The organism is Streptomyces sp. G5(2025) (assembly GCF_049542075.1).
In the GTDB taxonomy this organism is placed as follows: Bacteria; Actinomycetota; Actinomycetes; order Streptomycetales; family Streptomycetaceae; genus Streptomyces.
In genome coordinates this window covers 378,235-402,532 of sequence record NZ_JBMUZT010000006.1, presented here as the reverse complement: position 1 = coordinate 402,532, position 24,298 = coordinate 378,235, and the positions used below count along the sequence as shown (strand labels likewise).

The 24,298-nt window shown below is 69.9% G+C and carries 25 protein-coding genes and 2 pseudogenes; 12 read left to right on the top strand and 15 right to left on the bottom strand.

The features are described from left to right. Positions 1–16 precede the first annotated feature (16 nt). Both ACOBQB_RS12600 and ACOBQB_RS12595 read right to left on the bottom strand, forming a co-directional pair. Complete coding sequence (locus tag ACOBQB_RS12600) at positions 17–475, bottom strand: hypothetical protein (protein WP_423591460.1); 459 nt, start codon at positions 473–475, stop codon at positions 17–19. Positions 476–837: 362 nt separating this feature from the next. Continuing rightward, positions 838–1,017 carry a hypothetical protein gene (locus ACOBQB_RS12595; RefSeq protein WP_423591458.1) on the bottom strand — a complete coding sequence of 60 codons (180 nt, stop codon included), beginning with the start codon at positions 1,015–1,017 and terminating at the stop codon, positions 838–840. A 603-nt stretch (positions 1,018–1,620) separates the two neighbouring features. Here ACOBQB_RS12595 and ACOBQB_RS12590 point away from each other — a divergent pair. Continuing rightward, complete coding sequence (locus ACOBQB_RS12590; RefSeq protein WP_423591457.1) at positions 1,621–2,553, top strand: hypothetical protein; 933 nt, start codon at positions 1,621–1,623, stop codon at positions 2,551–2,553. A 45-nt stretch (positions 2,554–2,598) separates the two neighbouring features. On the opposite strand, the gene ACOBQB_RS12585 is transcribed toward ACOBQB_RS12590, so the two are convergent. The 3 genes from ACOBQB_RS12585 to ACOBQB_RS12575 form a co-directional block, all read right to left on the bottom strand. Beyond that, positions 2,599–2,814 carry a hypothetical protein gene (locus ACOBQB_RS12585; protein ID WP_423591455.1) on the bottom strand — a complete coding sequence of 72 codons (216 nt, stop codon included), beginning with the start codon at positions 2,812–2,814 and terminating at the stop codon, positions 2,599–2,601. After that, positions 2,811–3,044 carry a hypothetical protein gene (locus ACOBQB_RS12580; RefSeq protein ID WP_423591453.1) on the bottom strand — a complete coding sequence of 78 codons (234 nt, stop codon included), beginning with the start codon at positions 3,042–3,044 and terminating at the stop codon, positions 2,811–2,813. Before ACOBQB_RS12580 ends, ACOBQB_RS12585 begins: the two co-directional genes overlap by 4 nt. Positions 3,045–3,209: 165 nt before the next feature. After that, on the bottom strand, positions 3,210–4,208 hold the full coding sequence (locus tag ACOBQB_RS12575; protein ID WP_423591451.1) for a ParB/RepB/Spo0J family partition protein: 999 nt from the start codon (positions 4,206–4,208) through the stop codon (positions 3,210–3,212). A gap of 254 nt (positions 4,209–4,462) precedes the next feature. Between ACOBQB_RS12575 and ACOBQB_RS12570 the strand changes: the two genes are divergently transcribed. Beyond that, entirely contained in the window at positions 4,463–4,795 is a 333-nt protein-coding gene (locus ACOBQB_RS12570) for a DUF2568 domain-containing protein (RefSeq protein WP_423591449.1), read from the top strand. Between the two features lie 658 nt (positions 4,796–5,453). Here ACOBQB_RS12570 and ACOBQB_RS12565 read toward each other — a convergent pair. Continuing rightward, positions 5,454–6,443 (bottom strand): recombinase zinc beta ribbon domain-containing protein, encoded by a 990-nt coding sequence (locus tag ACOBQB_RS12565; RefSeq protein WP_423591448.1) that lies wholly within the window; start codon positions 6,441–6,443, stop codon positions 5,454–5,456. Positions 6,444–6,682: 239 nt separating this feature from the next. Beyond that, positions 6,683–6,829: a DNA-binding protein gene (locus tag ACOBQB_RS12560; RefSeq protein WP_423591446.1), complete on the bottom strand. Its 147-nt coding sequence runs from the start codon at positions 6,827–6,829 to the stop codon at positions 6,683–6,685. A 215-nt stretch (positions 6,830–7,044) separates the two neighbouring features. Here ACOBQB_RS12560 and ACOBQB_RS12555 point away from each other — a divergent pair, with 215 nt between their 5' ends. Both ACOBQB_RS12555 and ACOBQB_RS12550 read left to right on the top strand, forming a co-directional pair. Beyond that, complete coding sequence (locus tag ACOBQB_RS12555) at positions 7,045–8,061, top strand: hypothetical protein (protein ID WP_423591444.1); 1,017 nt, start codon at positions 7,045–7,047, stop codon at positions 8,059–8,061. Positions 8,062–8,119: 58 nt separating this feature from the next. Beyond that, positions 8,120–8,554, top strand: a complete 435-nt coding sequence (locus ACOBQB_RS12550; RefSeq protein WP_423591443.1) for a VOC family protein — start codon at positions 8,120–8,122, stop codon at positions 8,552–8,554. An 89-nt stretch (positions 8,555–8,643) separates the two neighbouring features. Here ACOBQB_RS12550 and ACOBQB_RS12545 read toward each other — a convergent pair whose 3' ends face one another. Both ACOBQB_RS12545 and ACOBQB_RS12540 read right to left on the bottom strand, forming a co-directional pair. Further along, positions 8,644–9,525 carry an IS5 family transposase gene (locus tag ACOBQB_RS12545; protein WP_423598442.1) on the bottom strand — a complete coding sequence of 294 codons (882 nt, stop codon included), beginning with the start codon at positions 9,523–9,525 and terminating at the stop codon, positions 8,644–8,646. Positions 9,526–9,578: 53 nt separating this feature from the next. Further along, positions 9,579–10,094 carry a DinB family protein gene (locus tag ACOBQB_RS12540; RefSeq protein ID WP_423591441.1) on the bottom strand — a complete coding sequence of 172 codons (516 nt, stop codon included), beginning with the start codon at positions 10,092–10,094 and terminating at the stop codon, positions 9,579–9,581. Positions 10,095–10,320: 226 nt separating this feature from the next. Between ACOBQB_RS12540 and ACOBQB_RS12535 the strand changes: the two genes are divergently transcribed. Both ACOBQB_RS12535 and ACOBQB_RS12530 read left to right on the top strand, forming a co-directional pair. Further along, on the top strand, positions 10,321–10,551 hold the full coding sequence (locus tag ACOBQB_RS12535) for a phosphatase PAP2 family protein (protein WP_423591439.1): 231 nt from the start codon (positions 10,321–10,323) through the stop codon (positions 10,549–10,551). 135 nt (positions 10,552–10,686) lie between these two features. Continuing rightward, positions 10,687–11,487, top strand: a complete 801-nt coding sequence (locus ACOBQB_RS12530; protein ID WP_423591437.1) for an SAM-dependent methyltransferase — start codon at positions 10,687–10,689, stop codon at positions 11,485–11,487. Positions 11,488–11,516: 29 nt separating this feature from the next. Here the strand turns inward: ACOBQB_RS12530 and ACOBQB_RS12525 are convergent. Next, a pseudogene (locus tag ACOBQB_RS12525) lies at positions 11,517–11,962 on the bottom strand (Lrp/AsnC family transcriptional regulator). Between the two features lie 127 nt (positions 11,963–12,089). On the opposite strand from ACOBQB_RS12525, the gene ACOBQB_RS12520 reads away from it, so the two are divergent. Next, positions 12,090–12,617 carry a rhodanese-like domain-containing protein gene (locus ACOBQB_RS12520; RefSeq protein ID WP_423598440.1) on the top strand — a complete coding sequence of 176 codons (528 nt, stop codon included), beginning with the start codon at positions 12,090–12,092 and terminating at the stop codon, positions 12,615–12,617. Positions 12,618–12,672: 55 nt separating this feature from the next. Here the strand turns inward: ACOBQB_RS12520 and ACOBQB_RS12515 are convergent, their stop codons facing one another. Both ACOBQB_RS12515 and ACOBQB_RS12510 read right to left on the bottom strand, forming a co-directional pair. Further along, positions 12,673–14,379, bottom strand: a complete 1,707-nt coding sequence (locus ACOBQB_RS12515) for a DUF885 domain-containing protein (RefSeq protein ID WP_423591436.1) — start codon at positions 14,377–14,379, stop codon at positions 12,673–12,675. 32 nt (positions 14,380–14,411) lie between these two features. After that, positions 14,412–14,927, bottom strand: coding sequence for an Lrp/AsnC family transcriptional regulator (locus tag ACOBQB_RS12510; RefSeq protein WP_423591434.1), 516 nt, complete (start codon positions 14,925–14,927; stop codon positions 14,412–14,414). A 60-nt stretch (positions 14,928–14,987) separates the two neighbouring features. Between ACOBQB_RS12510 and ACOBQB_RS12505 the strand changes: the two genes are divergently transcribed. Next, positions 14,988–16,256, top strand: a complete 1,269-nt coding sequence (locus ACOBQB_RS12505) for a trans-sulfuration enzyme family protein (RefSeq protein WP_423591432.1) — start codon at positions 14,988–14,990, stop codon at positions 16,254–16,256. Here the strand turns inward: ACOBQB_RS12505 and ACOBQB_RS12500 are convergent. Both ACOBQB_RS12500 and ACOBQB_RS12495 read right to left on the bottom strand, forming a co-directional pair. Beyond that, positions 16,201–17,649, bottom strand: coding sequence for a GNAT family N-acetyltransferase (locus tag ACOBQB_RS12500; RefSeq protein ID WP_423591430.1), 1,449 nt, complete (start codon positions 17,647–17,649; stop codon positions 16,201–16,203). The genes ACOBQB_RS12505 and ACOBQB_RS12500 overlap by 56 nt on opposite strands. 134 nt (positions 17,650–17,783) lie before the next feature. Next, complete coding sequence (locus ACOBQB_RS12495; RefSeq protein ID WP_423591429.1) at positions 17,784–19,364, bottom strand: alkaline phosphatase D family protein; 1,581 nt, start codon at positions 19,362–19,364, stop codon at positions 17,784–17,786. Between the two features lie 365 nt (positions 19,365–19,729). Between ACOBQB_RS12495 and ACOBQB_RS12490 the strand changes: the two genes are divergently transcribed. Both ACOBQB_RS12490 and ACOBQB_RS12485 read left to right on the top strand, forming a co-directional pair. Further along, positions 19,730–20,140 (top strand): VOC family protein, encoded by a 411-nt coding sequence (locus tag ACOBQB_RS12490; protein ID WP_423591428.1) that lies wholly within the window; start codon positions 19,730–19,732, stop codon positions 20,138–20,140. After that, a pseudogene (locus ACOBQB_RS12485) lies at positions 20,068–20,873 on the top strand (DMT family transporter); the annotation flags it as partial. The gene ACOBQB_RS12490 and the pseudogene ACOBQB_RS12485, both read left to right, overlap by 73 nt. A gap of 15 nt (positions 20,874–20,888) precedes the next feature. On the opposite strand, the gene ACOBQB_RS12480 reads toward ACOBQB_RS12485, so the two are convergent. Then, the gene (locus ACOBQB_RS12480) at positions 20,889–21,719 is read right to left on the bottom strand and encodes an alpha/beta fold hydrolase (protein ID WP_423591426.1); all 831 of its coding nucleotides are present in this window, start codon (positions 21,717–21,719) and stop codon (positions 20,889–20,891) included. Positions 21,720–21,922: 203 nt separating this feature from the next. Here ACOBQB_RS12480 and ACOBQB_RS12475 point away from each other — a divergent pair, with 203 nt between their 5' ends. Both ACOBQB_RS12475 and ACOBQB_RS12470 read left to right on the top strand, forming a co-directional pair. Then, entirely contained in the window at positions 21,923–22,816 is an 894-nt protein-coding gene (locus ACOBQB_RS12475; protein WP_423591425.1) for an RNA polymerase sigma-70 factor, read from the top strand. Positions 22,817–23,123: 307 nt separating this feature from the next. Continuing rightward, entirely contained in the window at positions 23,124–23,885 is a 762-nt protein-coding gene (locus tag ACOBQB_RS12470) for a GntR family transcriptional regulator (protein WP_423591423.1), read from the top strand. The last annotated feature ends 413 nt before the right edge of the window (positions 23,886–24,298 follow it).

Here is a 24,298-nt window from a genome sequence, read left to right as displayed (position 1 = left end):
TGGCTCCTCGCTCACGTCAGCGGTTGTTGCCGCGGCAGGTGTTGGTGATGGGGTTGAACCAGCTGTCGCATGAGCCGCACCAGCCGGCGCCGGGCATGGGCGGGATCTGGCTGGCCTGCTGGGAGCGGTTGTGCACGGTGTGGGGTTTCCTCGGCCAGAAGGTGTCGGGGAGTTCGGCACGGGGGCCGTCAGGGGCGAGGACAGCGACGATGTGATCAAGGTCCTTGGGGCGCCACAGTGCAGTCTCGAAGCCGCACGCCTGGAGGTGCTGGAGCCGGTCGCGCTGAGCGGGACGTATCCGCCCGGTGTTCGACTTGGATTCAGCGAAGATGGTTCGCTTGGCCTTGGGGTGTCCGTAGACCTCATCGGGCCACCCCGCGTCACTGCGGCGGGAGTTGTGCGCGTGGTAGGTGAGCGTCCAGCCGCGAAGGGCGGCGATCTTCGGGACGTGGCACCGGAACTGTTCTTCGGTCACGCGGCGCCCGCCGTCGTGGTGTGCCTGCTGCAAGGAGGGCGGCACGGTGGGCTTCGGCGTCCGGGCCGGGCTGCGGTTCGCGGTGATGCACCGGTACTGGGCGCGGGCTGCGGCGGTGGCGTTCCTTGAGGAGTTCGGGCAGCGGGCGCCGGGTCTCCTCTCAGAGGATTTCGTGGATCGGGCGCCCGTACCGCTCGGCGATGTGCGCCTGGCATGCCGTCCCACAGGACCATGTTCAGCCGCTCACCGAAGGGGACTGCTTCGGCGTAGCTGACGACGCGGCCGAACGGTCGCAGCTCGTCCCTGGCCTTGTGGGCGACGGGGGTGACGATGGTGTTCTTGTCGAGCGTCATAACGTGCTCCTATCGGCCGCTGTTAGCGAGAGGGTCGAGGGCGACGCCCCATTCGGCGGTTACGGGTTCGTCGAACGTGAAGCCTGATGCGCGGTCCTCGAAGGTGGCCCGCCAGCACTCCGGTCCGCCGTCCATGGGGTGCTCGAAGTGCTGCACGCCTCCTTCCGGCAGGGGGATGGCGAGGCGCATGCGCCCCAGCTCCGTGGAGCGGATGACGTACAGGCCCTTGGCGAGGGCTTCGCAACCCGCATTCCCGTGCCCGCTCGAAGGGGCCGTGGGGGTAAGTGACCATGCCGGAGCCTTCGTACTCCCCGCATTCGGGTGCGAGTACGCCGAGCGCGTGGAAGGCGTCGACGGGTGCGATGGTGACATACTTTCTCTTTTCGTTCCGGCCCCGCCCGGCAGATAGGCCCCTCTTCCTGATGTGATAATTCTACTCTCTTGGGGGGTGTCCACTTCGGTACTGCGACGGGTGTAGCTCTCTTCCGGGGACGGCCCCGATGGTTTGAGCTGGGAGATCGTGGTTGAGGGTGATGGCGGCGTGGTCGGGTCTCTACCGTGTGGGTGGAGGAGGCGACGCCGATGGGGTCGTTGGTCGGGGAGTTGGAGGCGCGGGAGGCGGCGGCCCGGGCCCGGGTGCGGTCGCCGTCGTCCTCGACGAGTGACAGAACCGCCGGGGCCGCACCGTGCCGGGGGCCGAGCGGGACGGGCCGCCCACCGACTAGCATCGCCGAGTTCGTGCCACCCACCGGCCCGGGCATCGCGGCGCGGCGTACAGGGAGCTGACACGGCATGAGAACGAAGAGCGCAGCGGCGTGGGCGGTAGCGGTGCTGATGCTCGGCGCAGCCGTCGGCGGCTGCGCCGAGCAATCGGACAAGGGACCGTCCGGCAGCAGCGCGAAGCACACGAAGTCCCACCGCGAACCCGAGGACAAGCCTGATTCACGGGTCGTCGAGGACGACGACGACCACACCGTCCTCGAACTGTCCGACGGCCGGCAGGTGTCCCTCCGCTTCACTCGCCGCGGCCTGGAGGCACAGCATCGCGACGCCTCTGACGACGCCTGGTCCGCCCGGAAGACGGTCTATGACACCGGCACCAAACCGTGCCACGGCATCAGGGCAAAGGCGTACCGGGACACCGTGTGGCTCGCGGCCGGCTTCGGCGCGTACTGCAGGGACGGCGAAGAACCGCAAGAGGTGATCGCGGCCGTCGCCACCGGGGACCTCTCCTCCTGGACCACCGACCCGACCAAGAACACCATCGTCTGGCCGAAGGCCCGCATCCGCGACGGTGGCGCCCGAGTGGACTTCGTCGATCCCAGCATGCTGGAAACCACCACGCTGACCTGGCGCAAAGGCTCCGGATTCGCCGGGGTGGCCACTAAGTACAAGCCCATCCACCCCTGGTTCGTGGGCCGGTGGCGAGCCACGGACGGCAGCCAGCAGCTGACCCTCCACCAGGTCGAGCCGGGCAGATCCGCACGCGTGGTCATCGAGTCCCGCACCGGCCCGCGATGCAAGGGCAGCGCCGCTGTCTCCGGCATCGACCAGCACGACCTGTCCATGAGCAACTTCAAGCTCGATCAGGGCACCAGGACCGTCAACTGCCCGCCGGAAGAGACCAAGTACTCCTTCGACGTGAAGTCCTCGGACGGCCCGCTGCGCCTACGCAAGATCGGCAACCACCCGAAGACCGTCCTTACCTATGAGCGGGCGGGCTGACGTACGACTGAGGCGGCCAAGGCCCTGTCGGCTCCGTCTGGAGGGTTAGAACAGCTCGTCTTGGCCCTCGACGTCACCGGCCTTCACGGTGGGCTTGCGGGAGGGGCGTCTGTCCGGGGCGACTTCGCCGAAGAGGGCTTCGGTGCCGTAGGCGTCGGGTCGGGCCGGAATGCGTGCAGGCGCCTTCACGGGCAGCAGGTTCTGGGCGTCGCGGTCGAAGTCGGGGCGCCACATGTCACGCCAGTTCTGGCCGGTGCTCACGCGCGATCCCCTCGGCTGGAGACGTTGAGGACCGCGTCTGCCCAGTCGTGCATGAGGGCGGTCGCCGCTCGGCCCGCCGCTTCGCCTCGCGGCAAGCCGTCCTCGAGGTCCTTCAGGTAGCGGATCGCGGTGACGTCCAAGGCGTTGGAGGAGGTGAAAGCTTTCGCCAGGCGTTCGATGTCCGCTCCGTGTACGTGGTTGAGGGCCTGGGCCGCTAGCGCGGCGATCAATGCCCACGTCTTCGCCGAGCAGCTCGGCCTGGGCGCGGATGAGGAGTGCGCTGAAGCGCATGACGAAGCAGCCTTTCGTGCGGCGTGTGAGGTGAAGAGGCGCGGTATGCGGCCGTGCCGTGTGTGAGGGGGCGGGCAGGGGAGCCCGTCCCCGGAGCGTCGTGGTCAGGCGGCAGCCAGCTCGCGGTCGACGCTGTCCTCGGTGGAGCTGTCCGCTTCCGCCTCCGGGTTGACGCTGACCAGCTTGCGGGCTTCGGCGTGTGCCTTGGCCTGCTTGAGCTGCCACCGCGCTTTGGTCAGCCACTCAGCGACCCGGTCCAGCTGGTCCAGCCGTGCACCGACCTGCGTCTCCAGCGTCTCCGCGAGCTTCAAGGGCTTCGTCCTGGCGATCTCGTCCAGGAGTTCGCGGACCTGCTCGATCGTGTCGAGCGTGCTGCGGGTCTTCTTCTGCGCGGCGGCGCGTTCGGTGCGCTGCTCCTCGGTCATCTCCTCGACGACCAGGAGGACGGCTTGGTCCTGCTGCTGCTTCATCGCGTAGGCGAAGTGGACGATCTCGTTGTCCGCAGCGAACTCGCCGCGTACGAACTTGCTCAGCACGGAGCCCTGGTCGGCGAGGTTCAGCGCGGCGATCTGCACCGCTGCCTGCGTGCCGATCTTCCCGTCCTGCACCAGTTCCTGACTCTCGATACGCAGGTCGAGCAGGGCCAGGCGCAGCTTCACGTACGTGGTGGTCTTGGCGAAATCGGCGGCGACGGTCTCGATCGTCGCGCCTTCTTCCTCGTCGGGGATCCGCTGGTAGCCGTGGGCCTCCTCGAACGGGGTCATGTCCTCCCGGGTGACGTTCTCCGACATGGACCGCTTGAACCGCTGGAGTTCGTTCTTCTCCGAGATGATCGTGGCGCATCTTGGTGGACCGAGGATCTGGTGCGCGCGCCAGCGGCGCTCACCGGCGACGATCTCGTAGCCGCCGCGCTCGTTGTCGGGACGCGCCTCGATGGCCTGCATCAGGCCGTACTTGTCGATCGACGTGGCCAGCTCGTTCAGCGCGTCCTCGTTGCGGTACTCGCGCGGCTGGCGCGGGTTGCGGTGGACCTGGCTCACCTTGAGGACGCGCTGCACGGGGTGCTCCTTGGAGTAGGTGGTGAGGTTTCCTGCCCTCACCACGTAACTAAATTCTGCTCTTCGTGAGGGGGGTGTCCACTCCGGAGGAGCCCCCGGCAGTGACCTCGATCGCGAAGCCCTCAAGGCCGCCAGGGGGAGCGGCTGAGTCGAGGCACACTCCCGACCGCTGACATTTCAGGCGGGTGAGGCCGAATCTCCCGTGCGGCTGTCTGTGATCATGGAGGGCTGCGTCGGAAGGAGTCGTGCATATGTGGTCCGGGTATGGCTTTCACCCGGTGTCTCTCGGGGTGAGATTCGTGCTGGAGCTGGCAGCTCTGGCGTCCTTCGGGCTCTGGGCATGGGGTACCGCGTCCGGTCTGTTGCGGTACGTCTCCGTGGTTGCTGTTCCCCTGGCCGTGGCTGTGCTGTGGGGAGTGTTCGCCACAGCAGGCGATGCGTCCCGCTCCGGTGGGGCGGTGATTGCGACACCTGGCCCGCTGCGGTTCTTGCTGGAGCTGGCTGTGTTCTCCGGTGGTGCGGCGGCGTTGTACGCGACAGGGCTCCGTGCTCACGCCGTGATACTCGCCGGTGTGCTGGTCGTGTACCACCTCGCGTCGTGGGACCGAGCCCTATGGCTACTCAGGCACTGAGTCAGGCCGCCGTCTCAGGCTGCGGGCACGCTCGCGCTGTTGAAGGCTGGTAAGGGCACGCGGCCGGCTTACCTCAGAGTGGTGACGGCTCTCCGACATGCCAGTGGGCGCCGGATCGCTGGTACCGCAAGCTGGAGACCGGAGGTGATGATCTCCGCGTCGGTGACGAGCTGATTGCCCCGGTGTGATCACCGTTGGCCTGGGAGTTCACGACGGTGGATATCTCGGTGCCCGGCAGAGTCGCGGCGACGGAACGCAGAAGGTCACGTGTGGAGTCGAGCGTGAACTGTGTATCGATCGGAAGGCCTTGGCCGCCACTGGCCACCACGCCGCTGTTGCTGTAGCCCCAGCCGGGCCGGTCGTTCATCCACGCCCACGTGGTGGCGGACAGCTGCTGGAGGGCAGGGGAGGGCACTGTGGTTCATCCGTTCCGTGGGACATGATCGGCGAAAGCCTCAAAACGCCCGTATCTTACGGACAGGTGTCCCCGTCGAGGCAAACCAGCCCAGAGGCAAAGCTGCTGCCGCACTCACCGCAGACGGGCAGACCTAGCACCCGGCGCACCCCCGCGGTTCGCAAATGCCGCAGCAGGGGCCCGTGCCACAGGTCAACAAGCCATCAGACTCACGGCCATTGACCGTCCCGCAACGGGCGGCGCCTAACGCCACTCGATGTGGATCCGCTCACTGGGATCGCGGTGCCTGCCACGCCCCACCGGCATGACGCGCACCTTGACGATCACGACGCCGACCAGCGCACGCTGCCAGGCCCGCGGCGCCGTCTTCCACCAGGCGGCCAAGTCCTCGACACCTTCAATGGGTACGTCGATCAACTGCTCCAGGTACCGCAGGCGGCTCCGCGCCTCACGCAGGTCCTGCTTGGTCGCCTTCTCGGCAGCCTCGTAGGCGGCCGGCACCAGCACCTTGCGCATCTCCCGCAGCTCCCCGAACCGCTCCGGCGACCCGTCGATGTGCGCCTTCAGGCGCTCGGCCTCCGCCCGCAAGTCGGCCAGCAGCTCAGCCACCCGCTCCCGGGCGCCCGGCCGCAGCAGCTCTGCGAGAACTTCCTCGGCCACGGAGTCTTCGAGCCGGTCGGCGTTCATCCGAACCCGCCCGCACGAGTCCTGACCTTCCCGGGGCGGGGGGCAGCGGTAGGCCGGATCGCCGCCGCTGGTGACGCGTGTGCCCACCATGCTGTAGTCGCACCGGCCGCACTCCGACCGGCCTTCGCTCAGCAAGTAGTCGAAGGCGTCGCGGGGCTCGGCCTGCTGGCCCGCCTTCTCGGCAAACAGGGCAAGGAGCCGCTGACGCTCATCGGGCGTCAGTACCGTCTCGCCGAAGTTTTCGATGGGCTCGCCGTCCTCACCCAGCCCCGCCATGCGGGGATGACTCAGGACGCGGGTCAGGACCTCCGGAGCCCACTCGTTGCCGAGCGCCGTGCGATACCCCTGGGCGTTCATCCACCGGCACGCCTCAGCCCTGCTGTGCTGGTCGAACAGGAGGGAAACGGCCTTGCGCAGACCTGAGGCCTCCTGGGGGTGGAGCCCCCCGCGGCGACTCAGGTAGCCAGTCAGCCGTGCCATGCGTCTCCGTCCGATCACGAGCGGATCGCCTGCCCATAGCGACCCCTTAGCCCAGTAATAGGTCACGATAGCTCCATTGTGTAGACAATGGAGCCACCAGACCGACGGCACCCCACAAGCGAGGCATTTACGCACGTCACAACGCCGCAACCGCGACGATCAGTGAGCCACGTCACCACTCCCTTCAGCCCCGGGCGCCACGAAGCCGAACTGGTCGCAGCGCCGCCGCCCACGGAAAAAGACAGCACCGCGGGCCCGGTCGCGGCGTGATCCGACTGGCCCTACCGAGCCCATGCCGCACCCCGTCAAGACACCCCCAAGGCCTCCCACAGCGAAGCGGTCGCCACCTTCTGCGTGCGCCCCAAGGGGATCAGCTTCGCCGGGAACGCATCCGCCTTGATCAAGTCGTACGCCTTGTCCGCCCCGATCCCCAGGGCGCGTGCAGCTGTCACGACATTCACTACTGCCGGCAGCGATCGGACTTCCTCCACGGACATCCCGCTACACCGCTGGCGCTGCTCAATCGCAGACGAGGACAAAGGTGGTCATATCCCTCTTCCCCGCGCCACCTGGCAGGAAGCATGCGACGCCCAAGGAGGCATCACCTTCGCTACAGCAAGATCAGGACACGTAAGGAACAACCCGCCGCAATCAGGGGGATACCAACGTGTTCGATGGCAGCACCTACAAGCGATGCAAGTGCACCGAACCCAAGCTGGATAGTGACGGTCAGCCTGTTCTCGACGCGAGTGGGGAGCCCAGATTTCGCGAACTCGGCTCCGCCTGCCCCCTCCTGAACAGACGCGACCACGGCTCTTGGTACTACTACGTCAAGCTCCCCGACGGTCCAGGCGGCAAACGCCGCCGCCCGCGCAAAGGCGACTTCCTCACACAGAAGCAGGCGAAGGAGGAAGCACAGAAACTGTGGGACGAAGCTCAGGGGGGCATCGACATTGACAGCAATGAGACTGTCGCCTCGTACCTCGACCGCTGGTACGCCAAGCGCGTCGACCTCAAGCGCAAGACCCGAGGCGACTACCGTGACTTCATCGACCGTGTCTTCAAGCCCGCCCTCGGCCACCTCCCCACGCGCGATCTTCGCGAGCGCCACATCCAAGAGATGTTCCAACAGATATGGGCATACAACGAGGTCAAGAAGGCCAACCGCGAAGCGGCAGCGCTAGCCAAAACCGAATGCGACGCCGCCCACTTGGCCTGGAGCCAGGCCCCCACGCCCCGGCCCCCCGAGCTGCGTCAGGCCTGGCACCAAGCCCGTACAGCTCTCAAAGTAGCCCGCGCCAAGCCTCGCCAGGACACAGGTCCCGCCTCCCGGAAGAAGTACCTCGACTGCCTGACCACCGCTCTCAACGATGCCGTCACCGAGAAGCTCGTCACGCAAAACTGGGCCAAGCTCGTCGTCATCCCCAAATACGAGCGCCCCCAACCGCTGGTGTGGACCGACGAGCGAGTGGCGCGCTGGCGCGAGACCGGCCGGAAGCCCAGTCCAGTCATGGTCTGGACTCCAGAACAGACGGGTGAGTTCCTCGACGCAGCCGTCGATCACCCCATGTACATCATGTGGCACCTCATGGTGTACCGGGCACCACGTCGAGGTGAGGCAACCGGCCTGCCCTGGACCGAACTCGACCTCACTAGACGGTGTCCGACGAGTTATGGCGTGTAGGCCGCAGCCGGATGCTGGGGCGACTCCCCCTGTCAGAGGTGCGCAGTACCGTCCTGCCATGGCAGCCAGAATCGATCTGACCCTTGATTGCACAGACGCGCAGCTCCTTGCCGAGTTCTGGAAGACGGCCCTGGGGTATGTGGACGAGCCGCCGCCCGCTCCCTTCAGTACCCGCGAGGAGTGGCTCGCGCAGTTCAACCTCCAGGATGACGACTCCGTGGACGACGCCGCGTGGCTGTGCGATCCCGACGGAGTCGGCCCCCGGCTCTCCATTCTCAAGGTCCCTGAACCGAAAGCAGCGAAGAACCGACTTCACATCGATGTCCGGGTGCCGGGACATGGCCGTTGCGATGAGCGTTGGGCGCGGATCAAGGCGGAGGCCGAGCGCCTGGTGAAGGCGGGCGGGAACGTCGTCAGAGAGTTCGACGAGCACCACATCGTGATGGCCGACCCGGAGGGCAACGAGTTCTGCGTCGCTGCGGCCTCGCCCTGAGGACTGACAAGGGCATGGCCCGCTTCCTGCGGAGGGTCGCGTTCGCCGCATGACCATTCGTCGACTGCTTGTGAGTTCCCGCAATCCGCTTATGGGCAGAGCCATAGGCGGATTGCGGCGGCAGTAACGGTGCCATGGAAGACGTAGGCCCGCTTGTCGTACCTCGTGGCCACGGCCCTGAAGTTCTTGAGTCGATTGATCGTTCGCTCGACCTCGTTACGGCGTTTGTAGACCGTCCTGTCGAAGCCGGTGGGCCGACCGCCCTTGCTGCCCCGGCCTTGACGGTTGGCCCGCTGGTTCCTGGGCTCGGGGATGGTGTGCTTGATCTGACGTCTGCGCAGGTAGCGGCGGTTGCGGCGTGAACTGTACGCCCGGTCGCCACTCAGGTAGTCCGGGCGGGTGCGGGGGTGTCCGCCGGCGGGCCGGGCGACGCGGATGCGGTCCAGGACCTCGATCAGCTGCGGGGCATGGCCCCACTGGCCCGGTGTGATCACAAATGCGAGCGGCCGTCGGCCGCCTTCACTGGCCAGGTGGATCTTGCATGTGAAGCCACCGCGTGAGCGTCCCAGAGCTTCGTCGGCGCGGTGCGAGACAGGGCGCCGACGGCGTCCTGGAATGCGAGGGGCGGTTCGACGGGCTCCGGCCGCGTGTTGGTGAGCGCGGCACACTGTGGAGTCCACGCTCACCATGGACCAGTCGATGCGGCCCTCCGCGTCAGCGTCAGCCTGGACAGCCCGCAGAACCCTGTCCCACGTGCCGTCCGCTGACCAGCGTCGATGCCTGTCGTGCACCGTCTTCCACTTCCCGAACCGGAGCGGTAGGTCCCTCCATGGAATGCCGGTCCGCTGCCGGAAGAGGATTCCGTTGATCACTCTGCGATGGCTCTTCCAACGTCCGCCTCGTCCAACGTTCTTCGGCAGGTGCGGCTCCAGCCGAACCCACTCCTCATCCGAGAGGTCACCCCGCCCCATGCCGATCGGAACGATCCCCAAGCTGGTCAGTCACCGGACCTATCGGACAGGACCTAGTAGTACCCCTTCGCCCCGTCGAGCAGCTCCCGCACGATGTCCGCGTGTCCCGCGTGCCGTCCGGTCTCCTCGACGAGGTGGATGAGCATCCAGCGGAGGTTGGCGTTGCCGGACCGGTAGTCGGGATGTCGGCCGACGTCGTCCAGGGAGGCCGTTGCCACGATCTCGTTGCTTCGGGCGCACTGTGCCTCGTACTGCGCGAGCAGCTGCTTCAGCGGGACGCCATCGGTGCGCCAGCTGGCGTCCTCGTCCGTCTCGTCAAAGGACGGGTTCTGCGTCTTGTCGCCACCGAGGAACAGCACCTCCAGCCAGGTGTGCTCGACCCACCGCATATGGCTGATGAGCCCGGCCATCGTCATCACCGGCGAGGTCGGGATGACGGAACGGTGCGCGTCCGCCTCGCTCAGGCCAGCGCACTTCCATCTCAAGATCTGCCGTTGGAGATCCAGCCAGCCGATGAGCGCGGTGCGCTCGTCGGCCTGCAAGGGGGGACGTTCAAGTGAAGGTGCCATGCCTGCGGACGTTAGGGCGCCTGGGCCCCGACTGTCGTCTGATTTTCAGCTGCGCCCGGAGACTGGCTCCCCTCTCCACGGCCAAGCCAACGACGACCCGCCTCGAACAAGTCACAAGATCCGCCGGACAGGCCCTAAAGGGGCGGCCAGGCTGGCCTGCCGGTACCTGGGGGCGCCACGCGCACTGCTGACGGTTGGAACCGTCGCTCCGCTGCTGGTCGTTCTTGTGCTGGCAAGTACCTGTGCCGGCAACATCTCCCTGCACACCACCGCGGCCGCCGCCAGCACCACCCTCCTGGCCCTCCTGGTGGACGTGCGCTGGGCCGTGCTCTACGTGTTGGTGGCCGCGATCGCCTGGTCCCGTCTGCATCTGGGCGCACACACCCCGCCCCAGGTCCTCGCCGGAGCCGGGTTGGGCACAGTTGTCTGCGGTGTCGCTGTGTACTGGAGCCGCTGACCAGGCGCGGCGCGGCTACGCGGCACACGTGCCTGACGTCGCTGCTCACGAGGTGAGTTGAGGGTGTGACTGCCCGCGGATCGGTATGGCGTAGCGTCTGTGGCGCAGAGTCAACGGCGAAGAGCGGAGCGGCCCATGCGTGGCGCAGGCGATCGGATCGATACCTCAACTGCCCACTCGGCGCGGGTGTATGACTACATCCTGGGCGGCAAGGACCATTACCTCGTCGACGTCGAGGCGGGGGACGCCATGTGCCGGCACTGGCCCGCGCTGCCCGTACACATGCTGGAGAACAGGCGGTTCATGCACCGCGCCGGGCGTTTCCTCGCTCAGGAGCAGGGCGTCCGGCAGTTCCTCGACATCGGCACCGGGCTGCCCACGGCCCCCAATCTGCACGAGGTGGTGCAGGGGGCGGCCCCCGATTCGCGCGTGGTCTATGTCGACAACGACCCGATCGTTCTGGCCCACGCTCGCGCGCTGCTGCAGAGCTCGCCGGAAGGAGCGACCGCATACGTCGACGCGGATATGCACGACCCGGACGCCATCCTGGAGAGCCCCCAGTTCCGCTCCCTGATCGATCTGGACGAACCGGTCGGCCTGATGATCATCGGCATCCTGCATTTCATCCTGCCGCCGGACGACCTGCGCCTGGTGCGGCGCCTGCTCGAACCCCTGCCGTCGGGCAGCTTCCTGGCGCTGACGATCGGCACCGCGGACTTCGCCCCCGAGGAGGTCGGCCGGGTGGCGAAGGAGTACGCGCAACAGGGCATGCGCATGGCCTTGCGCGACCTGCCGACCGCCACGGCCTTCTTCGAGGGCTTGGAGTTGCTGGACCCCGGCGTCACCCAGGTCCACAAGTGGCGGCCCGGCCCCGAGCAGAGCGGCATCGACGACCGGGCCATCGCCATGTACGGGGCGGTCGCCCGCAAACCGTGACAGTGGCGCCGCGGCCGCTGGGCCGCCCCTCAGCGGCCCAGCGGCCGTCGCGGCAGGGGGAGGAGTAGACGACGCTCGTCGTCACCGAACCCAGGGCGCCGATCCGGCCCGAGACCTCTTCGAGGTGGTGCATCGAGCGGGCGGCGACCTTGATGACGAAACAGTCGTCGCCCGTGACGTGATGCGCCTCCAGGATCTCCGGGGTCGCCGCCACCAGGTCGTGGAACGGCTTGTAGTTGCCGGTCGGGTAGCGCAGTCGCACGAAGGCCAGAATGGGCAGGCCGAGCCGCTCCGGGTCGACCACGGCAGCGTAGCCCTGGATGACACCCGCCTCCTCCAGGCGCCGCACCCGATCCGTGACGGCGCTCGGGGACATCGAGACGGCGCGCGCCAGTTCGGCATAGCTGGCGCGGCCTTCGCGTTGGAGGACGTGGAGGATACGCCAGTCGGTGGCGTCCGTGGAATAACCGGTCATGACCGAGAGGTAACAGGGAAATCCCCGGCCGATCAAGGGGGATGCCGGGGATCAGCGCTTCAGACTTCCGGTCGTCGGCCATAGATTTTCCGCCATGAACGCCAACGCCATGAACGCCGTGAATGCCATGAACGCCGTGAACGTGCAGCTCAGTGCCCCTTCCGTCACCTCCGACGCATCGGCCGCCGCCGCTCTCAATCCAGTGCTGCGGACTCCGCCCGCCTCCCCGGCCGCGGCCGTCGCGTATTTCGGGGCGAGCCTCGCCTTCCATGCCGACGTCTCCGACGTGGCGTCCGCGCTCGCCGAAGGAGGCGACCCCGGGTTCGTCGTGATCGACACCCGTTCCACCGCCTCCTGGGACCAGGGCCATGTACCGGGCGCGATCCACCTGCCCACCGCGCTCATCCCCGAGCAGGCGGAGGCGCTCCTCGACAAGTCGGTGCCGGTCGTCACCTACTGCTGGGGCCCCGGCTGCAACGGCGCGACCCGCGCCGCCTTCGCCCTCGCCCAACTCGGCTACCAGGTGAAGGAGATGCTGGGAGGCTTCGAGTACTGGGCGCGTGAGGGCTTCGAGTTCGAGACCTGGGAGGGCCGCGAGCGGCGCGCCCCGGACGCGCTCACCGCTCCCGTCGACGCGGAGGACTGCGGCTGCTGAGCGGGGGCCCGGGGCGGGGCGGCAGCCGCTGTGCCGCCCCGCCGCCCGCGAGCCGTCACAGCTTGGACAGTTCGTCCACCAGGTCGTCCAGGCCCAGCGAACCCTGGGACAGCGCCGCCATGTGCCACGCCTTGGCGTCGAACGCGTCACCATGGCGCCGGCGCGCGTTCTCGCGGCCGAGGAGCCAGGCCCGCTCACCCAGCTTGTACCCGATGGCCTGGCCGGGGATCGTGAGGTAACGCGTCATCTCGCTCACCACGTACTCCGTCGGACGGCTGCAGTGCGCGTCGTAGAACTCCTGGGCCAGATCCGGCGTCCAGCGCTCGCCCGGGTGGAAGGGCGAGTCGGCCGGGATCTCCAGCTCCAGGTGCATGCCGATGTCCACGATGACCCGCAGCGCGCGCGTCATCTGCGCGTCGAGATAGCCAAGCCTGCGCTCCGGGTCGGTCAGGAAGCCGAGCTCGTCCATGAGCCGCTCGGCGTAGAGCGCCCAGCCCTCCGCGTTGGCGCTGACGATGCCGACGGTCGCCTGATAGCGGGAGAGGTCCCCCGCGACATGGGCCCACTGGGCGAGCTGGAGGTGATGGCCGGGCACACCCTCGTGGTACCAGGTGGAGACCAGGTCGTAGACGGGGAAGCGGGTCTCGCCCATGGTCGGCAGCCAGGTGCGGCCGGGGCGCGAGAAGTCCTCGGAGGGGCCCGTGTAGTACGGGGCGGCCGCACCGCCGGGCGGGGCGATGTGGGACTCCACCTTCCGAACCCGCTCGGCGAGTTCGAAGTGCGTGCCGTCCAGCGCCTCGATCGCCTCGTCCATCAGCTCCTGGAGCCAGACGCGCACCTCCTCCACGCCCTCGATGTGCGTCCCGTGCTCGTCGAGGTGGGCGAGCGCCACCCACGGTGTGGCCGCGCCGGGCAGGATCTTCTCGGCCTCGGTCCGCATCTCCGCGAGCAGCCGGTGGAACTCCGACCAGCCGTACGCGTACGCCTCGTCGAGGTCCAGGTCCGTGCCGTTGAAGTGGCGGGACAGCAGGGCGTACCGCTCACGGCCCACGGTGTCGGGGGAGCCGTCGACCGCGGGCGCGTACACGTCCCGCATCCAGTCGCGCAGCGCCACCACCGAGGCGGTGGCGGCCCGCGCCGCCGTGTCGAGGTCGGCGCGCAGCGCGTCCGGGCCCCCGGCGGCGAACTCCTCGAACCAGCCGCGCCCGCCCTCCGGACCCGCCCACTCGGTGAGCTGCCCGATGAACGTGGCCGTGGGGCGCGGCGGCGCGAGCAGCTTGCGTTCCAGGCCGAGTTCGAGCGAGGCGCGGTAGCCCTCGAACGCGGTCGGCACGGCCCGCAGCCGCTCCGCGATCGCCGCCCAGTCCTCCTCGGTCTCCATGGGGGTCACCGTGAAGATCTCCCGCACCTGGTGCGGCATGGTGTGCAGATTGCCGACGGAGCGCAGGCCCTCACCGGCGTCGTGGACGGCCAGCTCCGCGGTGAGCCGCTCCCGCAGCAGCCGGCCGCAGCGGCGCTCGACCTCACTGTCGGCGCCGGGCCCGCGCTCCGCCTCGTCGAGCCGGTCCAGCGTCGTCCGCGCCAGCCGGGCCAGGGCGTCCTGCCCCGCGGGCGAGGTGTCGGGGAGCTTGCTGTTGCTCTCCTTGACGCCGAGGTAGGTGCCGGTGAGGGGATCGAGGGCGATGAGCTCGTCGACGTACATGTCGGCGATGTCGCGGGGCAGGGGACCGGCGTTCGAGCGCGGGTCATTCGTGGCTGACATGCGGACATCCTCGTACGAACGAAGGGTGCGCGTCACCAGGATTCGCCAGCGGCGTCGCGGGGAACGTCGGCGGTGGCGTCGGGCGGCAGCAGCGGGCCGCACTCCCACTGCTGGAAGATCAACCTCGTCTCCACACGTGCCACTTCGCGCCGCGCCGTGAACTCGTCGAGGACGAGCCGCTGGAGGTCCGCGGGACCGGCGACCGCCACATGCACCAGAAAGTCCTCGGGGCCCGTCAGATGGAACAGGGACAGGGACTCGGGCAGCGCCCGGATCCGCTCCACGAACGGCCCGACCAGATCGCGGCGGTGCGGCCGCACCTGCACCGAGAGCAGCGCCTGGAGGCCGCGTCCGAGGCGCGCCGGGTCCAGGCGCAGCTGGTGACCGAGAATCACCCCCGAGCGCCGCAGCCGCGTCACCCGGTCGAGACAGGTCGACGGCGCCACACCGACCTGCGCCGCCAGATCGCGGTAGGTGGTCCGGGCGTCGTTCTGCAACAGGCGCAAAATGTGCAGGTCCACCGGGTCCAGTGCGACAGAGTCGGCCATCGGGCGAACGTAGCACGGCTTTCACCGCCGGAACCCCGGTCAATGTTCAGCCTGGGGAGCATGGACGCGAACACGGAGACCGTCACGGCGACAGCCACGGAGACGGCGACGAAGACAGTGACGCGCGATGCCGCGCGCCCCGGCGGCTCACCCGTAGAGCGGCGCGCCCTGGCCACCGAGGCCGTCCACGCCGGACGGGACGACCTGGCCGGACTGGGCCTGCACGCACCGCCCATCGACCTGTCCACGACCTACCCCTCCCATGACAGCCGGGCCGAGGCCGCCCGCATCGACGCCTTCGCCGTCGACGGCGCCCTCGACGACGGGCCACCCGTCTACGCCCGCCTCGGCAACCCGACCGTCGCCCGCTTCGAGACCGCGCTCGCCCGCCTCGAAGGCACCGAGAGCGCCGTCGCCTTCGCGAGCGGCATGGCCGCCCTGAGCGCGGTCCTGCTGGTCCGCGGCGCGGCGGGCCTGCGGCACGTCGTGGCCGTACGGCCGCTCTACGGGTGCAGCGACCACCTGCTCACCGCGGGCCTGCTCGGCACCGAGGTGACGTGGGTGGACCCGGCCGGCATCGCGGACGCCATCCGTCCCGACACCGGCCTGGTGATGGTCGAGTCACCGGCCAATCCGACCCTCGCTGAACTCGACCTGGCGGCGGTGGCCCACTCCTGCGGCGAGGTGCCGCTGCTCGCCGACAACACCTTCGCCACGCCCGTCCTTCAGCGGCCGGTGGAGAGCGGGGCGCGCCTCGTGCTGCACAGCGCCACGAAGTACCTCGGCGGACACGGCGACGTCCTCGGGGGAGTGGTGGCGTGCGACGAGGAGTTCGCGCGGCGGCTGCGCCAGGTGCGGTTCGCCACCGGCGGGGTGCTGCATCCGCTGGCCGGATACCTGCTGCTGCGCGGCATCGCCACGCTGCCGGTCCGGGTGCGGGCGGCGTCGGCTACCGCGGCGGAGCTGGCGCGGCGCCTCGCCGGGGACCCGCGCGTGGCCCGCGTCCACTACCCGCGGCTCGGCGGCGCCATGGTCGCCTTCGAGGTCCTCGGCGACCCGCACGAGGTGACCGCGGGCGTGCGGCTGATCACCCCGGCGGTCAGCCTCGGCAGCGTCGACACCCTCATCCAGCACCCGGCGTCCATCAGCCATCGCGTCGTGGACGTCACGGACCGGCACGCGTCCGGGGTGAGCGACCGGCTGCTGCGCATGTCGTGCGGACTGGAGGACGTCGAGGACCTCTGGCGCGATCTGGACCGGGCCCTTGGCCCCGTCAGCGCTCCGCCCGCTGATGCCGTTCGGCGTGGCCGTCACGCAACGGTGAGCTGACGCTTGTCGTGTCGAGGCGGGCCGTGATCACCAGCGTGCCCTCCTCGATCTGGTAGTCGAGCGGCAGGTCCAGGCCGCGCATCGCCGCGACCATGCCGGTGTTGGATGCCTGCGTCACCGCGTACACGCTCTCGCAGCCCGCCTCCACGGCCATCGCGACGAGCCGGCGCAGCAGTTGGCCGCCGATGCCGCGCCGCTGCCACGCGTCCTCGACGAGCAGAGCGATCTCGGTCTCGTCGCCGTCCCAGAGCAGATGGCCGATGCCGACGATGCGGCCGGAAGCCGTCTGCACCGCCAGGGTGCGGCCGAACCGGGGGCTGAGGAGGTGGCCCAGGTAACGGTCGGCGTCCCGCACCGGACCGTGGTAGCGCATGCTCAGGGTGCGCTGCGAGCAGCGGTCGTGCATGGCCTTGGCCGCGTCGACGTCGGCGGTGTCGGCGCGGCGCAGGGTGATGGAGTTGCCCTCGGGCAGCGTCAGCACGTCCTGGCTGAGCGGCACGCGCGGACCGAGCCGCGTGTCGAGCTCCACGAGCGCCCGCGCGCGGGCGAACTCCGTGGGTGTGAACGGCAGGTAGGGCCGCTCCACGGTGATCACCTCACCCTCGGGGCCCCGCAGGCGCAGCACGGTGCCTTCGAGGACGCCGTCGAGCGGAACCGTGTTCTCGGGGTGCTCGGGCGTCGTCTTGTCCCGCCGCGTCACCGACCGGGACGCGGCGGGCAGCGACCGGATGGTGCAGCGGCCCAGGAGTTGCCGCAGCGCCAGCGGCAGCTCGGCGGCGTCGAGCGCGGTGCGGGTGGCCAGGCCCAGGATGCGGGTGGGGGCGTCCACCAGGTCGTGGGCGTCGGCGCGTTCGATCCAGGTGCCCGTGCCGCCCGCCCCGGCGATCGCGCGGGTGAGCTCGGCGGCGGGCAGCGCCTCGGGGACGCGCAGCAGGAACTCGTCGACGGTGCCGTCGGCCAGCGGGTGCGCCTGGAGGCTCAGGATGTCCACCCGCCGGTCGGCGAGCGCCACGCACAGCGCCGCCAGTGAGCCCGGCTCGTCCCGTACGGTCGTACGCATCCGCCACAGCGTCGTCGCCCCCGGCGGTTCGGCGGCGTCGCGGGCGGCGGTGGGCCCGGCCCGCTCCGCGACGGCGGGCGCCCGGGGGCCGGTATCGTGCGCGGGCGGCGGGGCGTGGTTGTGGCGCCGTGCCCACCAGATGTGGAACCCGGCTGTGGCGACCAGCACCACGGCCGAGACCGTGAGGAGGGCGGGGCCGTCGGGGCCGTGCCCGATCATGTTCGCCACCGCGTCCGCCACCGCGACGGCGGTGAACAGGGCGGCCAACTCGACCACGTCGCGCCGCCAGTGGTGGACGGGGCGGCCGTGCTTGATCCGTGTCACGTCAGACATCTCAGCTCGCATACGGCCACTGTGCGGGACCGGTGTTGCGTGATCACGAACGCCTTGTGACTGATGGGTTAAGAGGCCATCTGCCCTCTTCGCGCCCTTTCGCCCGTACGTTCTCCCGGCGCGCCCCGCGCCCGCTACTGGCCGACCCGGCCCGGTCGCAGGGCCTGCGTGAACAGTACGCCGCCGCCCTCCTGCCGCAACCGGACGGTCAGCTCACCGCTGTCCCCGTCGATGTCGACCTCGCCGAAGTACTGCGGGGTCTCGGCCGGGGAGGTGTTCGCGCGGCTCGGCGCCTTGACGAACTTCTGCTCGGGGCCGAACGTCCCGTCCAGCTTCGTCGCGGGGAACCCGCCCGCGGCCAGCGGCCCGGACACGAACTCCCAGAACGGCGCGAAGTCCTGGAACGCCGCCCGCGACGGGTCGTAATGCTGGGCCGAGGTGTAGTGCACGTCGGCGGTCAGCCACAGCGTGCCGGTGATCTTCCGGTGCTTGATGTGCCGCAGGAGCTCCGCTATCTGGAGCTCGCGGCCCAGCGGGGCGCCGGGGTCGCCCTGCGCCACGGCTTCGAAGTTCGTCCTGCCGTCGGGCACGACGAGACCCAGCGGCATATCGGACGCGATCACCTTCCACACCGCCCGGGAGCGCGAGAGCTCCCGCTTCAGCCAGGTCAGCTGCCGGGCGCCGAGGATGCCGGTGGTGTCGTCGGACTGTCTGTTCGGCGAGTTGGCGTTGCGGTACGAGCGCATGTCAAGGACGAAGACGTCCAGGAGCGGACCGTGCCGCAGCACGCGGTACATCCGGCCGTCCTCGTCGCCCGGCGGCAGCGTGGAGACCGGGAAGTACTCGCTGAACGCCCGCACGGAGCGCCTGGCCAGGACGTTCACGTCCTTCTCCGTGTAGCGGGCGTCGTCCAGGATCTGCCCCGGGTACCAGTTGTTGCGCACCTCGTGGTCGTCCCACTGCACGATGGAGGGCACCTGGGCGTTGAACCGCCGCAGGTTCTCGTCCAGCAGGTTGTAGCGGAACGCGCCGCGGAACTCCGTGAGGGACTCGGCGACCTTGGACTTCTCCTCCGTCGTGACGTTCCGCCACACGGACCCGTCGGGCAGCGTGACGCTGGGCTGGATCGGCCCGTCCGCGTAGATGGTGTCGCCGCTGCACAGGAAGAAGTCGGGGTCACGGCGGCGCATCTCCTCGAAGACGCGGTAGCCGCCCCGGTCGGGGTTGATGCCCCAGCCCTGGCCCGCGATGTCGCCCGACCACAGGAAGCGCACGCCCTCCTTGCGGCCCTTGGGCGACGTACGGAACGTGCCGGTGACCGGCTCTCCCGTGCGCCGCGGATCGTCGGGGTCCTGGAGCAGCACCCGGTAGTGGATCTGCTCACCGGCGGGCAGCCCGCGTAGCCGTGTCGTCCCCGTGAAGTCCGTGTCCGGACCGAGCAGCGGCCCGCGCCAGCGCCGAGCGTCGCGGAACGACTCCGTCGCCGACGTCTCCACGACCATCCGGGCCGGGCGGTCGGACCGGACCCAGACGAGCCCCGCGTGCGCGGTCACGTCGCCCGCCTGCACGCCCCACCCGGCCTTCGGGCGTCCCGACAGGGCGAACGCGGGAGCCGCCCCGGCCAGGGCCGGTACGGCGAGCGCCGCCGGTACGGCCAGCGATCCGCGCAGCACGCTGCGGCGGCGGGGGGACGGGCTCGGCTGACGGTGTGACATGAATGCGCCTCCAGTTGACGAGTGCGACCAGTGTGCGGGTGCCTGACCAGGGTCGCGCCACAGTGTCCACACGAACCACAAGTGAACAGCTCCCCTGCGCGCGGGGGAACGGACGTGCGGGCATCAGCTGGGGCTGGGGCTGGGACCGGGATTGGGACTAGGACAGGGTCCGGAACCGGAACCGGAACCGGGGCCGGGGCCGGGGCCGGGCCGGGGCGAGGCCGGGACCCGGGTCGCAGGTCTCCGGACGGATGGCCCAGGGACCTGCGCACCAGGACGTACGGCCGATGGGCCCGTGATCATTTCCGCTCTACGCTCATGGTTCCCGGCACGCGCACGGCGTGTCGCACCGAAGGGGGACCCACATGCCGGTCAACGGTCAGAGCCACATCCGCGTCGCCCGCCCCTCCCGCGACCTGGCGGCGGCCGAGCGCTTCTGGGTCGGCGGACTCGGTCTGGACGTGGTGTACCGCATGGAGGGCGGCGACGCTCCCGGCGAGCACGACCTGCTCATGGTGGGGTGGCCGGACGCCTCCTGGCACCTCGAACTCGTCCACGAGGCCGCCGCCCCGGTCCAGCCCCGCCCCACCGAGGAGGACCTGCTCGTCGTGTACGTCGACGGCGAGATCCCCGAGGAGCTGATCGCCCGCCTGGAGGAGCACGGCGGGAAGCGGGTGCAGTCGCCGAACCCGTACTGGAACGAATGGGGCGTCACGGTCGAGGACCCCGACGGCTACCGTCTGGTGCTCTGCACGCGCGCGTGGTCCAACTCCTGAAGCCAGTCCCAGGCGGTCAGTGCGCTCGCTACGGAGTGGCCTTCCTGCTCCTTCTGCCCTGGCTGGGAAGAGGCTCACCCGCCGTCCTGCGGCGACTGCCTCGCCGTCAGTGGGGACGCCTCGCTCTCCTGGCGGCCGTGGGGATGGTCGGCTTCAACATGGCCATCCTGGCGGCGGAGCGGTCGGCGGAACCTGCCGTACCGGGTGTCTTCGTAGCGTGCGCCCCAGTTGTCGTCGCCGTCCTTGTGCCGCTCCTTGAACGGCGTACTCCTCAGCGCGTCGTCGTCTACGGGGCGCTGCTGGTCGCCGCAGGTGCCTTCGTCGTGCAGGGGTGGGGCGCACCGACGGCATGGGGCTCGCGTTCTCGGTCTGCGCGCTCGCCGGGGAGGCCGGCTTCGCGGTGCTCGCCCTCCCGTTGGTGCGGTCGCTCGGTCCGCGGCTCCTCTCCGCCACGGTGTGCGCGCTCGCAGCCGTCGAGTCGGCCGTCCTCGGTGTCGTCGGGGACGCCGGCGCGTTCGTGCGGTGGCCCGACCGCACGAACGCGCCGCCCTGGCGTGGCAGGCGGCGATCGTCACGGTCGTCGGCTTCGTGCTCTGGTACATGGGGCTCCAGCGCATCGGCGCCGAGCGGGCCACTTATCTTCTCCGGCCTCGTCCCCGTCGCGGCGGCGTGCACGGCGCCTCTGGTCGGCACGGGCACGTACGGGGCCGCCCAGGCCGTCGGCTCCGGTGTGCCGCGCGGGCGCCCGTCAGCGGCAGGTGTCGAGGATGACGCGGGCGACCAGCGCCGGGTCGTCGTTCATCGGGACGTGACCGCAGCCCGGGAGCCGCACGAGCCGCGCGCCGGGGATGGTGTGCTTGGCGCGCATCCCCTGGCGGCGCAGGAGCAGCCGGTCCCGGGTGCCCCAGGCGACGGTGACCGGCAGGCCCGTCACGTCGTCGCGGAAGAGGACCTCGCGCCCGGCCGTCAGCGTCGCCTCGAAGCCCGTGGCGTTGCGCAGGGCGAGCGTCTCGGCGACGACCGCCTCCGGTGAACGGCGCCAGGGCCGGGCGTAGATGGTGCTGGTGAGCGCCGCGCGCCCGGCCGCGCTGGCGGACAGGCGTTCTATCACCGGCACGGGGAGCAGCCGGGCGCCCTGCCGCATCGCGAGCAGCGTGCCGAAGGCGTACCTGCGCTCGGCCGCCGACCAGAAACCGCCGGGCGAGAGCGCGGTGACGGAACGCACGAGGTTCGCGCGCCCCAGCTCCAGGGCGAGCAGCCCGCCCAGGGAGTTGCCCGCGACATGGGGGCGCTCGATCTCCAGGGCCTCACACATCGCGCCGAGCGCCGAGACGACCGTCGAGAGGTTGTATGCCAGTCCGTCCGGCAGCGCGGGCGATGCGCCGAAGCCCGGCAGGTCCACCGCTATCACGTCGTGCTCGGCGGCGAGTATCCCAAGGACCGGGCCCCAGGCCTGCCGGTGGTGGCCTATGCCGTGCAGGAGGAGCAACGGCTCGCCGCCACCCGCCCGTTCGTAGGCGATCGTCACGTCGCGCGGACCGCCGGACGACGCGACGCTGAAGGACACCTCTGCGGCCATGGCTGCTCCTGTCCCCGCCGTGGGGCGACGGTTCCTCAGATCCGTTAGACACGTTGTGAGCAACAATTACCGTCCAGTAGGCAGCACTTCAAGAGGCCGACCGCCCGTCCTTGGCGCGAGGGGCCGGGCCGACCACCTTCATGTGCCGCGTGCCGCACCCATTTCTGCTGGACAGAGGGGGCGCCGTGAGTTGGGATGGGAGAGTGGCTACCGAGAGCGTGACCGATGTCTTCGAAGAGCACCGCCCCGTCCTGATGGGCGTCGCCTACCGCATGCTCGGCCGGGTGGCCGACGCGGAGGACGTCGTCCAGGACGCCTGGCTCCGCTGGTCCGCCGCCGACCACGGCCAAGTGCGCGAACCGCGCGCCTACTTGGTGCGCGTCACCACCCGGCTCGCCATCGACCGGCTGCGCCACGTGCAGTCCCGCCGCGAGGCGTACGTCGGCCCCTGGCTCCCCGAGCCCTACGTCACCGACTTCGGGCCCACGGTGCCCGACACCGCCGAACGGGCCGTGCTCGCCGAGTCGGTCTCCCTGGCGGTCCTCGTCGTCCTGGAGTCCCTCTCGCCCCTGGAGCGGGCCGTCTTCGTGCTGCGGGAGGCGTTCGGCTTCCCCTTCGCCGAGATCGCGCTCACCCTGGAGCGCAGCGAGGCCGCGGTGCGCCAGCTCGCCGGACGCGCCCGCAAGCACGTCGAGGCGCGCCGCCCGCGCTACGAGGTGGACCCCGCCGAGCGCCGCGACCTGACCGAGCGGTTCCTCGCCGCCGCGTCGGAGGGCGACCTCGAAGGGCTGATGTCGCTGCTGGCCCCGGACGTCCGGCTGGTCGGCGACAGCGGCGGCAAGGCCAAGGCCCCGCTGCGCGTCCTGGAGACCGCCGACAAGGTGGGCCGCTTCATGCTCGGCGTCGCCGCCAAGGGGGTGGGCGCCCACGGGGCCGAGCTGGGATTCCGCTTCGTCGAACTCAACGGCGCCGAGTCCCTGCTCCTCCTGGTCGACGGCAAGCCCGACAGCGTCTTCCAGGTGGAGGTCGTCGAGGGGCGGATCCAGAGCATTTACATCATCCGCAATCCGGACAAGCTCGTGTCGCTCGCCCGATAGGGCGGCACAGAGAAAGCGGCCAGAACCGCCCGATTCCATGGAAAGAAGCCCCCACCCTGCGGTGGGGGCTTCTTTCCATGGAATGCCGACGTGTTCCCCACGCACCCGTGGCCGATTACGCCCGCTTGGCCCCGCGCGAACTTGGTGTGAATGCTCTGTGGCGTCACCCCTGTGCGGGCTGTAACGGATCGAGGATTGGTCTTGACCAAGGGTGGGTGCAGGCCTATGGTCGCAGGGATAGTGCAGGAACCTTTAATAAACAAGGGCGCTAAAAAGCCGCCGGTGAACGGCGATTGCGGAGGACAGGGTGGGGACCACGCAGCTCGAAACGGTGCCGGAGCCGAAGTACTGGCACCTGAAGACCGTGCTCAGTGAGGCGCTCGACTCCGAGTTCGCCGTGGGGGAGATCCTGCCGAACGAGCGCGAGCTGGCCGCCCGCTTCGGCGTCGCCCGTGCCACGCTCCGCCAGGCACTGGAGCAGCTCGAACTGGAAGGCAGGCTGCAGCGCCGCCGCGGTGTCGGCACGACCGTCGCCCCGCCGCGCATGGGCGTCGCCGTCGGCTCCGCACAGGGCACGTGGCCGGGCGCGGCCGGCGACGCCTGGCAGCCCGCGGACTGCGCGCCCGCCACGCCGCCCGCAGCCGTCGCACGCATGCTCGGGACCCGCCCCGACGAGCAGGTCCACGTGGTTCGGCGCACCCGCGTCTCACAGGGCCAGCCGGTCGCCGCCGAGCTGCTGTACGTCCCCATGTCGTCCGTCGCCGAACTGACCGGCATGGACGCACCCTCCGGCGCCGCACGCGCGCGTGTCGTCCTGCGCGAACTGGCCCGGCACGACCTCGAAGGGCAGGACCGGGCCGTCGAGCTCGGCTCGGCCCGCGCGGACGACGCCAAGGCGCTCGACCGGCTCCCCGGAGCGCCGGTGCTCGTCGTGACGACCCGCTTCTTCGCGGAGGGCCGCACGGCCGCCGTCTCCGTGGCGACCTACCGCGCGGACACCTGCCGCCTCACCTTCGGCGACACCGGCGGCGTGGAGATCCATCACGGCCCGGAGCGCCGCACTTCCTGACCCGGCCTTCCTGGCGGGCTCCCTTCGGGCGTCCTGCCGACGTGCGCAGTGCCTGCGTCCGGTACCCGCTGTGCCGGACGTGCGGGCGACTTTCCCGCTTTCCGCCGGGTGTCTTCATCCTGTCGTGCTGAGGCTGTGGGCGCGTTTGCTTGTGCCCGGTGGTGGTGCCGTCGACGGTGAACGCGGGGTGGGGCCCGCTGTGGTCCGGAGCGCGGTGTTTCCCGCCCGGCGCACCTGTGCCGGGCGCGTGGCTTTTCCGCCGGGTGTGCTTATCCTGTCGTGCTGAGGCTGTGGGCGCGTTTGCTTGTGCCCGGTGGTGGTGCCGTCGACGGTGAACGCGGGGTGGGGCCCGCTGTGGTCCGGAGCGCGGTGTTTCCCGCCCGGCGCACCTGTGCCGGGCGCGTGGCTTTTCC